Annotated in this window: 6 protein-coding genes; 5 read left to right on the forward strand and 1 reads right to left on the reverse strand. The window is 63.9% G+C overall.

From position 1 onward, the window contains the following. Positions 1-83 precede the first annotated feature (83 nt). The 5 genes from ACZ1II_RS17560 to ACZ1II_RS17580 all read left to right on the forward strand — a co-directional run bounded on the left by ACZ1II_RS17560 (position 84) and on the right by ACZ1II_RS17580 (position 11294). Positions 84-2702: a TonB-dependent receptor gene (locus tag ACZ1II_RS17560; protein ID WP_465144895.1), complete on the forward strand. Its 2619-nt coding sequence runs from the start codon at positions 84-86 to the stop codon at positions 2700-2702. Positions 2703-2765: 63 nt separating this feature from the next. Continuing rightward, complete coding sequence (locus tag ACZ1II_RS17565; RefSeq protein WP_465144896.1) at positions 2766-3665, forward strand: glycerophosphodiester phosphodiesterase family protein; 900 nt, start codon at positions 2766-2768, stop codon at positions 3663-3665. A 187-nt stretch (positions 3666-3852) separates the two neighbouring features. Continuing rightward, on the forward strand, positions 3853-7164 hold the full coding sequence (locus tag ACZ1II_RS17570; RefSeq protein WP_465144897.1) for a TonB-dependent receptor: 3312 nt from the start codon (positions 3853-3855) through the stop codon (positions 7162-7164). Between the two features lie 56 nt (positions 7165-7220). Then, on the forward strand, positions 7221-8024 hold the full coding sequence (locus ACZ1II_RS17575) for a S1/P1 nuclease (protein ID WP_465144898.1): 804 nt from the start codon (positions 7221-7223) through the stop codon (positions 8022-8024). Positions 8025-8318: 294 nt separating this feature from the next. Next, complete coding sequence (locus ACZ1II_RS17580) at positions 8319-11294, forward strand: TonB-dependent receptor (protein ID WP_465144899.1); 2976 nt, start codon at positions 8319-8321, stop codon at positions 11292-11294. Between the two features lie 28 nt (positions 11295-11322). Here ACZ1II_RS17580 and ACZ1II_RS17585 read toward each other — a convergent pair whose 3' ends face one another. Continuing rightward, positions 11323-11580, reverse strand: a complete 258-nt coding sequence (locus ACZ1II_RS17585) for a hypothetical protein (RefSeq protein WP_465144900.1) — start codon at positions 11578-11580, stop codon at positions 11323-11325. Positions 11581-11727 lie beyond the last annotated feature (147 nt).

Here is an 11727-nt window from a genome sequence, read left to right on the forward strand (position 1 = left end):
GAAGGGGCCATACAGGGATCGCGACAGGGGTGACTTCGATGAATCTACGCAAAAGGCACGCAGCCCTGCTTACCGCCGCATGCATGACCGCGCTGGCAGCCGGAACGGTGCAGGCCCAGGAAGCAGTCGGGGAGGACGCGGCGGGAGCGGATATCCTCGTGACCGGCATCCGCGGCTCGGTGGTTCGCGCGCTCCAGAGCAAGGAACGCGATATTCGCGTGACCGATTCCATTCAGGCCGAAGACCTGGGCAAGTTCCCGGACACCAACCTTGCCGAATCGCTTCAGCGCGTGCCCGGCGTCTCGCTGGAGCGTTCCGCCTCGGGCAACTCGCGCACGATCACAGTTCGCGGTCTCTCCTCGCAGTTCACGCAAGTCCAGATCAACGGCATGGGCGGCGCGACCGGCGGCGGCGGACGCAGTGCCCGCTTCGATTCCTCGCTGCGCAACGCGGGCAACGATGGCCGCAACTTCAGCTTCGATGTCCTGCCGTCCGAACTCTTCACCTCTGCCGTAATCGCCAAGAGCCCCCAGGCGCGCGACGTCGAGGGCGGTATCGCCGCCAACGTCGAACTCAGCACGCCCGGACCGTTCGATCTCAAGGACGGTAACGGCTCGCTCGCCGTCGAAGGCACCTGGACCGAAAAGGCAGGCGTGACGCCCAAGGTGTCCGGGATCGCCAGCCACCGCTTCGGGGACACGTTCGGTATTCTCGTCGGCGGCGTTTACTCCAGGAACTGGAACGTCACGCGCCAGCAGGGCTACAACCGCTTCGTCAAACTCTCGACCGTCGCCGCCGATGCCTCCTCGCTGACGCCGGAACAGCGCGACGCTCTGGTGCCGGACGGTACGCAGAATGTGGTGCGCGAGCGCAAGACCGACAACTACACCCTGCTTGGGGCAGCCGAATGGCGCCCGAATTCGGACACGCACCTGCGCTTCGATGCGATCTACAGCAAAGTCGACGGCATCGAGGAAGAGACGCAGGGACGCTACCGCATGACCGGCGGCGTGGTGCCGACCGCGCTGAACATCCGCGACGGCGTGGTCCAGTCGGGATCGCTCGCCAGCTTCACGCGCTCGGAGATCGAGTTCGAATCGAACGATGTGGACGACACCCTCCAGCAGTACACGCTGAGCGGTTCTGTAGGCCTTGGCGACTTTGCCGGCGCGCACTGGTCGTTCGAGCCTTTCGCAGGCTACAACAAGCGCGCCCAGCGCCGCCCGTTCACGCAGATCAACGCCTATGGCGCGGCAGGCACGTTCGACTGGAATCTTGCGAACGGCGTCACCGGATACGCCACTTCCGCGCCCGATTTCGGATCAAACCCCGAGAACTTCCGCCTTGCCAACGTCTACAGCTCGATCAACTCGGGCCAGAGCGAGCAGTACGAAGGCGGCCTGAACCTACAGGGCAATTTCGACGGCCCCGTGTTCAAGGCCCTGCGCTTCGGCGCCCGCTACACGCACCGTTCTACCGAGGTCGCGGAGCCGTTCTGGGGCGTCATCAACACCGGAGCCGGCCCGACGCTCGCCGATATCGAGACGACGACCAAGCAGGGTCTCCTCTTCACCGATATCCCCGCGGCGGGCGACTATCTGCTGGGCGGCCAGAGCCAGTTCGAACCGGGCTTCGACATCACCCGCACGCGCATGACAGGCATCACCATCGGTACCGATGCCGCCAATGCCCTTGCCGCCTCGCAAGTGACCGAGAAAACCATTGCGGGTTATCTTGAGGCCGACTTCAAGCTCGGCCCGATCGACCTCAATGCCGGCGTGCGCATCGTGTCGACGGACGTGCGCTCGCAGGGGGCGGCAAACGTCAACGGTGTCGTCACCGCCGTGGACGCGCCGGGTTCCTACACCCGCGCGCTGCCCGCGCTGAACGCGAAACTGAACCTCACGCCGGACCTGTTCCTGCGCGGTTCCTATTCGCGCGCGCTCAGCCGCCCGTCGCTGGCGGCACTCGCCCCGCGCGAGACGTTCAACTACACCTCGCTTACCGGAACGCGCGGCAACCCCGAACTCAAGCCCTTCGTGGTGGACCAGTTCGACATCGGCGCGGAATGGTACTTCCACCCCGAAGCGCTGGTGGCGGCAACCTACTTCCACAAGAAGTTCTCGAGCCTGATCGCGTCGGAAACAGTCTTCCTGCCGCGCGAAGTGGTCGGCGCCGACGGCACGACGACGACCGAGCAGATCGAGTTCACGCAGCCCTACAACGCGGGCAGCGGCAGCGTCAGCGGCGTCGAGGTGACGGCGCAGTCCGCGCTGTACTTCCTGCCGGGCATGCTCAGCAACTTCGGCGTACAACTGAACTATACCCGCCTCGACTCCAAGACGGCGATCCCGGCGCAGGACGGCAACCAGGCCCAGCCGTTCCCGAACCTCTCGCCGTCGAGCTTCAACGCCGGGATCTATTACGATGACGGCCGCTTCGACGCGCGCCTGAACTATGCCTGGCGTGACGGCTTCCTGCAGGACGGCATCAGCCCCGAGGAGAACTATCCGTATCAGGATGCCTTCGGCCAACTCGACCTGACGATGAACTATCGCCTGACCGAACGCCTGAACCTCCAGATCCAGGGCAGCAACCTGACCAACGAGAAGCTCACTTATTCGAGCAGCCTGGCTCCCCTTGCGGTTTCGGAAATCCGCCTGGGACGCCGGATCGTGGCCGGGGCGCGCTATAGCTTCTAAGGTCGCGGATGCAGTACACGCTGCCGCGCTTTCTCTTCCGAATTCAGCGGACGAAGGAATCCGATGCACCTCCCCACACACCTCTTTTCACGCGGTAGCCTCGCCAAGCCGCTTGCAGCCGTGCTCTTCGTGCTAGGCGGGTGCGCGATGACACCCCTGCCCAGCCCGCCCCTGCCCGAACGCTTCGCCTGCTTGCGCGAACGCGGCGACCTCATCGTCAGCGCTCATCGCGGCGGCCCAGATGCCGCCCATGCGGAAAATACACTGGCAGCTTATGCGGCGCTCTCCGCGCACGGGCTGACGCTTGCGGAAACCGATGTGCGCACGACCCGCGACGGGGTGCTCATGCTCAGCCACGATGCCGACCTTGGCCGCGTCAGTTCGCTGACAGGCGCCATCGCGGATCATGACTGGGCAACGATCAGCACCGCAAGGATGCGCACGCGCTCCGGCGATCTCACGGACTTCTCCCCCGCAAGACTGGCGCAGTTGCTGGATGCGACGCGAGATGGCCCGATCCTTCAGCTCGACATCAAGGAAGGCACGCGCATTGATGCCGTGCTCGATGCTGTCGAGGCAGCAGGCGCTGCCGGCCGGGTGATCTATCTCGCCTATACGGACACCGACATTGCCGCCATCGTGCGCCGTCAGCCCGAAGCGCTTGTCGCAACGGTCATCCCGAACCTTGCCGCCCTGGCGCGGATCGAGGGGATAGGCATTGCGCCTCGGCAACTTCACGCCCTGTTCTTCGAAAGCGCCATCGACCGTGCGTTCTTTGCCGAACTGCGCAAGCGGGAAGTAACGGTTCTCGTCGCGGCCACATCTGCGGAAGAGACCGGGGCGCACGAAAGCCATCCCCTGCCAGCGGCACGCTATCGGACGATCCGTGATTCAGGAGCGCAAATCCTGGTGAGCGATCACCCCATCGAAGCTGCCGCTGCACTGGCGAGCAAGGACTGCTGAACGCGAAAGCGCGGCAGAAGTGATGCGAAATCCCTGCAAGGTACGCCTTGTCGGGTATGCCCCTGCATGCCCAAATAAAACCTACAAGAGACTGATATAAAACAATAATTATGTCACAGAAGGTTCATCGCACTCACCCATAGGCCCCTCGCCCACTCGCTTGTGGGGGTTCAATCGGGAGCGACCCTTGAGACATTCCATTTACGGCGCCAGCGTTCTGGCGCTGGTGGCGGCCTGCGCCACGCCTGCATATGCACAGGAGATCACCTCGGCCATCCGCGGCCAGGTTTCCGACGACGCAGGCCAGCCCGTCGCGGGCGCCCGTGTCAGCATCGTCCACATGCCATCCGGCACGCAGGTGTCGCAGACGACCGACCAGTCCGGCACATTCAGCCTGCAGGGCCTGCGCCCCGGCGGTCCCTACCGGGTCAGCGTCGAAGCTGAAGGCTATGCGAACGCCCAGGTGCAGGGCGTCAACGCCGCCATAGGCGAAACCCGCTCGCTCGCCATCGCGCTTGCCCCCGCCGGCGGCCAGGACATCGTCGTCACCGCGCGCAACACGACCGATGCCGTCCGGACCGGCGGCGACACAACGCTTACCGCCGACGCCATCCAGGGCATCGCTTCGGTCAACCGCGACCTTCGCGACCTGATGCGCCGCGATCCCCTGACCAGCCTCGATCCGAACCCTCGCGGCCGTGCGATCTCGATCGGCGGCGCCAGCCCGCGCAGCAACCGCTTCACTATCGACGGCGTCGCCATCGGCGACGATTTCGGTCTCAACGCCGGCGGCCTGCCTTCGGCGCGCGGGATCGTCTCGCTCGACGCGATCGATCAGGTCAGCATCAAGGCCGTGCCGGTGGACATCGCCGAGGGCGATCTTCAGGGCGGTTCGGTCAACATCATCCTGAAGTCGGGCACCAACACGTTCCACGGCGGCGTCTATGGCATCTACAGCAATGACGACATGCAGGGCACCAGGAACTACGATACCGTCCGCAGCGACGGCAGCGTGGTCAAGGGCACCGGCAAGCTGACGCCTGTCCCCGAATTCAAGGACTTCGGCGCCTATCTTTCCGGCCCGATCGTCAAGGACAAGCTGTTCTTCGCGCTTTCCTACGAGCAGCTCGAGGAAAGCCAGGTCAACGCGCGCGGCCTTGCCGGCGAAGGCGCGGCGACCGAAGTGCCCTTCATCACCCGCGACAAGGTCGACCGGGTGCGCGATATCCTGCAAAGCCGGTACGGCTTCGACCCGCTCGACATCGCCAGGACCCTGCCGGAGAAAGATCGCAAATTCTCGGCAAAGCTGGACTGGAACGTCACCGATGGCCAGCGCCTTGCCGTCACCTATATCCATCACAAGAACGAGGTGCCGCGCGACGTCGGTTTCAGCACCAGCTCTTCCAACCCGTCGGTCGGCCTGCAATCAAACTTCTATCTGCTGGGCGAGACGACCAACGCCTATGCCGCGCAGCTGAACTCCACCTGGAGCGACAACTTCTCCAGCGAACTGCGCGTCACCCACCGCGACTACCAGCGCCGCCAGACGCCCTACGGCGGGCTGGACGTGCCGGAATTCGAGGTCTGCCTTGACGATGTGTCCACCGGCAGCCTCCTCAACTGCTTCGCGAATGGCACCAATTCGCCCAGCGGCCGCGTTCTGGCGGGTCCGGACATGTACCGTCAGGCGAACTCGCTCTCGGTCAGGAATACCGGCCTGTCATGGACCGGCCAGTATTCCGGGAACGGTCATATCATCAAGCTGCTGGCCGAAGGCGAGCAGGTAAAGATCGACAACCTGTTCCTCGCCTCGGCGCTGGGCCGCTACTACTTCGATTCGATCGCCGATCTCGAGGCGGGCCGCGCCAGTCAGCTGACTTATGCCAACGCGCTCAGCGGCAACCCCGAAGATGCGTCAGCCAAGTTCAACTACATGTCCTATACCGTGGGCGTGCAGGACAGCTGGTCGATCACGCCGGACATCACCCTCGTCGGCGGCTTGCGCTATGACTGGATCGATTCCGAGCGCCCGGTGCTCAACAGGCGTTTCCTTGCAGCTTACGGGTTCGCCAACAATGCCATGCCGACCGGCGGCGTGCTGCAGCCGCGCCTGGGTCTGACCTGGCAGGCAACGCCTTCGCTGCGCATCGCGGCAGGCGGCGGCCTGTTCGGAGGCGGCACGCCCGGCGTGTGGTTTGCCAACGGCTTCTCCAACGACGGCACCCGCCAGAACAACCTGCTGTTCCAGCGCACCGCCACCGGCTTCATCGACGCGACCCAGACCGGCGCTGCCGCCAACATCGCCGCATCGCTCGGCTCGGCCGCGCTCGACAACGTGACCGGTGCAGGTGTCCCCTCGATCGTCGATCAGTACCTCGCGGGCGTCGGCGCACCCCCTGCAGCCTCTGTCGCCGCGCTCGATCCGGATCTCAAGCTGGCCTCCACCTGGAAAGCGAACTTCACCGTCAACTGGGCCGGCAGCCTGCCGTTCGGCCCAAGCTGGCTGGCCGACGATTGGGAATTCAACCTCAGCGCGCTGGCCAGCGAAGTGCAGAACGCCTTCGTCGCCACCGACCTTCGCACCAGCCTGATCGGTGCCCTGCCCGACGGCCGCCCGCGCTACGACGGCTCGACCGGCGCCAACTGGGACATCGTCCTGCGCAACACCGGAAAGGGCCGCTCGCGCGTGCTCGGCGTCGGCCTTGGCAAGCGCCTGGGCAACCTGACGCTGGGCGCCAACTACATCTACTCGGACGTGAAGGACGTAGGCTCGTACACCGGCTACACCCCGACCGAGCTTCTGGGCGTGACCACGGCGGACCCGAACCTTGGCACCCTTGGCCGTTCGAGCTTCGAGACGCGGCATAACGCCAAGCTGCAGATCGGCTACCGCACCGACCTGTTCGACGACAATGAATTCCGCATCGACCTCTTCGGCGAATTCCGCAGCGGTACCCCCTACAGCTACACTTTCACCGACGCCGCGAACGGCCGTTCGGGCGTGTTCGGCACGGTGGGTGGCAACGGGCGCCACCTGTTCTACGTGCCGGACTTCAACCAGACCGCCGTCGTCAACGATGCGGGTCGTCTGCAAGTGGGCAATGTCGAATTCGCCAACCAGGCCGCGCTCGACGGTGTCCGCGCTGCCGTGGATGGCAGCAAGCTCAAGGGCTATTACGGCAAGATCGCGCCGCGCAACCTCGGCACCTCTCCCTCGTACTCGAAACTCGACCTGCACGTCTCGCAGGAGCTTCCGTTCTTCTTCGGCAAGATCAAGGTCTTCACCGATATTGAAAACGTGCTCAACCTGCTGAACCGCAACTGGAACACCTACAAGGTCTACACCGGCTCGGTCAGCGTGGCGAACGTCTCGTGCGTTGCCGTCGGCAGCAACTCCTGCGGCCGCTACCTCTACTCGAACCCCGGCACGCAGACCGCGACGACCTATCAGAGCGCCTCGCTCTGGCAGGTGCGCATCGGCGCCCGCTTCGACTTCTGACCCATGCGAGGGGGCGGCCGGCGTGTCGCCCCCTTCTTCCTTCCGGGAGCCTTTGGATGCGTATCCTTTCCACGCTGCTTGCCGCCGCCGCCCTTGTCACGCCGGGCCTTGCCCATGCCTGGGGCACCACCGGCCACCGCGTCAGCGGCGAACTGGCCGCACGTTTCGTCTGCGGCCAGACCCGCCTTGAAATCCGCGACCTGCTCGGCATCGAGACCCTGGCCGATGCTGCCAACTGGGCCGACTACATGCGCATGTCGTCCGACCCGAACTGGAGCCAGACCACTTTCAACTGGCATTTCGTCACCATCCCGGACGGCAAGGGCTATTCCCAGGTCGGTGCCCCCAGGCAGGGCGATGCGGTGGAAGCGCTTGCCCGTTTCCGCGCGGTCGTCCGCGATACCTCCGCTCCGCTCGACAAGCGCCGCGATGCACTGCGCATGATCGTCCACATCGTCGGCGACCTCGGCCAGCCACTGCACTCGGGCAATTCGCGCGACCGCGGCGGCAATGACGAGATCGTCACCATGCGCGGCGAGCCGATCAACCTGCATTCGGTCTGGGACAGTGCCCTGATCGACATGGAACAGATGTCCTACCGCGAGTGGGCCGATTATCTCGAAGCCCGCGTCACCAGCGAGCAGGCGATCGCCTGGTCCGGCGCCGACCCGGTGAAATGGGTGGACGAGTCGCGCGGCCTCCACGCGAAGATCTATCCTGCCGACAAGAAGATCGACGGCGACTACATCTATCGTCTGCGTCCGCTCCTGCACGAGCAGATGACCAAGTCGGGCCTGCGCCTTGCCAGCTATCTCGATGACCTGTTCGGCCACTGCGCAGGCGCCCGCCCCAAGCCCTGACCTCGATGCGCGCCTCTCCGCGATTTGCTCGTGAGGGCGCGCAACGCTCTGCACGATCGCAGAGATCGAATCCCCCGCACAATGGGAAGAAGAACGAGAGCCGATGCAGCATCCAAGCCGAAGTCATGGCAGTGTCTCGCCGTCACCTCATGCTTTCGGATGGGTTCACCGGACGTGAAACTGCGCGATAATGGATAGATGCGCCCATTTGCTTCTGCTTTTTCGGCGGCGGTCATTCTTCCGCTTCTGGTTCCGACGCCGGCCATAGCACAGGCGGCCGGTGCCCAGCGGGTAGTGTTGCGGCAGAAACCGCTCGGCACCGCGCTTCAGGAAGTCGCACGTCGTTTCCGCGTCGAGCTGCTGTTTTCGAACGATCTCGTTGCATCGCTGAAGGCCCCATCGATATCCGGAAACTTCACCGTTCAGGAGGCGCTGAACGCATTGTTGGCCGGGTCCGGACTGCGGCTGAGGGGATCGGCTACGACGGGCTTCATCGTCGTTCCCGCTCCCGAACCGGATGAGCAGGCCACTCCTGCACTTCCGGACATCCTCGTCATCGGGCACCGGACCCAGAACGCCGATATCGAACGCCGGGCAAGCGACGTGCAACCTTATCAGGTACTGTCGCGGCAGGATATTCATGCCGCCCATTCCTCCACCCTGGAGGAATTGCTGAGCAAACGTTCCTCGCAGAATTCCGTTGGACTTTCCGCAACCCGCCTTCCGGTTTCCGCGGCCGGATCGGTGCGGTCGACGTTCGACTTGCGCGGCCTCGGCAACGACCAGACACTGGTTCTCGTTGATGGACGGCCCATGCCGCGCATTCCCTCGCGACAGTTCGTGCTCCTTCAGCCCGACGTCAACGCCTTGTCGACCGAGGCGATAGAAAGAGCCGAGGTCATCACCTCTACGGCCGGAGGTATCTATGGTCCGGGAGCCATCGGCGGGGCGATCAATTTCGTGCTGCGGCGCGACTATCGCGGGGCGGAAGCGACCGCCACGACCGGAATAACCGAAAGGGGAGACGGAGCCTATCGGCGCATCGATGTTCGTTTCGGCTCCACGCCGGATGACGGAGCGACGGACGTGATGTTCGCCTATGGCCGATCGCAGAGCGACGGGCTGACGACAGGCGACCGCGATTTTGCCGATCGCGTGAAAGCGCGCCGGTTTGCCAGCGGTCTGGGCTATGTCTGGGTCGACCTGCCGATATCCCATTCGATCAATCTCGCCAGCGAAAGCGGACAGCCGCTGACCCTGAAACCGGACTACGGCGGGCAAGCGCTGGCCAGCAGCCTGTCCTATCTGGCACCGGGAGATGCGCGCACGCCGTCAGATCTCGGTACGGCCCTGCTCGCCCATGCAGGCAGTATCGATCTCTCTCAACCCGATGGACGCAGCGGGAAGGCGAGCAGTCTGGTGGCGACTCAGGAATCGAGCATGATCCTGTTCAATGCGCGCCATACCTTCGCTCCCGGCGTTGTGGCCTATGTCGACCTGATCCACCTTCGCAATGAAGGGCACGTCGATTTCTCTCAAGTCGCGGTCTATCAGCAGTTGAGTGCGGACGATCCCCGCAATCCGTTCGAGCAGAACATCGGGCTGGTCCGCGCGGTGCCGGGAATGGGGCGCAGCGGAGGAACGACAACCCGCACCGCGCGCATGAGTGCCGGCCTGATCGTCGATCTCCCCGGAGGCTGGAAATCCAACCTCGACTACAGCTTCGGATCGGTTCGCCAGAGGATCGCCTTCCGGGGCACGACTTACGGTGTTAACGCGATCTACGCTCTCTACGGCTTTCCCCTGCCCGGCTATCCGGCCCTCGACCTGTTTGCGAGCGATGCGGACTTCGAGAATGCCATGTCCGCCTATGTCGTGCCGTCGGACTACCGCTTCGATCAGGTCAATCGGATGATGGACGGTGCCGTCAGGTTCGCGGGGCCGCTTGCGGACTTCGGCGCCGGCCCGGTTACCGCGACCTTCCTTCTGGAGCAGAGAAAGGAGCGCGTCGCGCAAAGCCGGTATGACGAAACGACCGTGCTGTTCGGCATCCCCAGCGGCGAGATCGTTCCCGGACATTCCGAACGCATCCGCTCGGCCTATGTCGAGTTGCGGGCGCCGATCCTGGGAGACATGACAGATATCGCGCCGAGCCGGGGCCTGGAATTCCAGCTCGCCTTGCGGCGCGATGCCACGCTCGTCAGATTGCAACCCGGATATCTCAGCGACGAGACCGGGGCCAACGACGGTTTCGACACCGCGCGGCATGCGGCGCTGACTTACACGGCCGGCCTCAGGGCCATGGTTTTTCCCGGCCTGATCGCACGCGCCAGCATCGCGACCGGGGAGCAGACGCCGCCGGTCAACGCCCTTGCCAATGCGCAGGTGATCGGGGAAACAGGTCCCGACCCCAAACGCGGCGACACGTTTATCGAGACGCCTTACGAACTGATCATGTTCGAAAACGGCAAGATCAGGCCGGAACGGGCACGCGCGCTGTCCGCAGGTCTGGTCTTCACGCCCACGCCATCGCAAGGGCTGATGCTGAGCCTGGACTATACCCATATCCGCCGGAGCCGGGAAGTGAACGGACGATCGATCGGCAGCGTCTTCTATTTCCTACAAAACGAGGATTCCTATCCCGACCGCGTGACCCGCCTGCCGCTGACCGCAGAGGATGCCGCGCGGGGCTATACGGGCGGCGTCATCACGCGGATCGACACCTCCTATCTCGATCGCGGTTGGACCGTGATCGACGCCGTGGACGTCCAGGCCAGATTGCCGGTTCGCACGGCGGCTCTGGGCGATTTCGTCTTGCGCGGCAATCTCACCTGGCAGCCACGTTTCGACCGGCTGTCGCGGATCGAAGACCCCGTCTCAAGCTTGGTCGATTATGCGGACGGCACGCTGGAATGGCGCGGCAATGGCGGGATAGACTGGATCAAGGGGGCGCTGAGCATTTCCCTGAACGGGCAATATTTCGGCCCTTATCGGATCACGAAGACAGGCGATGCTGCGACGAATGCATCCGCCGTGGCCATCCAGGGCAGCGAATGGATCAAGGCGCAGGCAACGTTCGACCTGGCCGCATCCTATCGCCTGGAATTGAATGGTCCCGCTACGGCCAGCCGCACGATGGACCTGCGCCTCGGGGTTCTCGACATTTTCGATCACCGACCTGCCATGGCCGCGTACACGGATGGCGGATACAGCCATTATGCCAATCCGTTCCGGCGCCGCTTCGAGCTGTCGGTCTCCGTGGGAATATAGAAGACGGTCCGGGCTGGAGGTGGGCTGTTCAGCTTTCCTGCGCGGGAATGATATCCAGCAAGCTCTTTCCGCAATTGTCGAGCATATCCAGGAGGCTGCGAATTTCTGCCAGATCTGGCTCATCCCGGTCGATCCAGCGGTTGCAGGCCGCAGTGATGAACAGAAGGCTGGTAACGGGGCCGCGCAGGCTGGTTATCAGGCCTTCCGCGTCGGCCCGACCTTGCAGATCTTCCGAAAGCGAAGCTTGCGCCGCGCTTTCGCTGCTGGATTCAGGCGCTTCAGCCACATGTTGCTCCCTCGCGGTGAAATATCGACATCGATAAGTGGGGACGCACGGCATCCGTAAATCCACAAAGGTTTGTCGAAAATAAAAGCACCGTTGCACCATGTGGATCGTCCCGAAGACTGCGTCCCTAGGAGATGAACTACAAAG

It is taken from the genome of Novosphingobium sp. BL-S-20, from assembly GCF_055521635.1.

Bases quoted from the DNA above. Each gene is read 5' to 3' on its own strand.
- ACZ1II_RS17560 (WP_465144895.1), top strand. From the start codon at position 84: ATGACCGCGCTGGCAGCCGGAACGGTGCAGGCCCAGGAAGCAGTCGGG.
- ACZ1II_RS17565 (WP_465144896.1), top strand. From the start codon at position 2,766: ATGCACCTCCCCACACACCTCTTTTCACGCGGTAGCCTCGCCAAGCCG.
- ACZ1II_RS17575 (WP_465144898.1), top strand. From the start codon at position 7,221: ATGCGTATCCTTTCCACGCTGCTTGCCGCCGCCGCCCTTGTCACGCCG.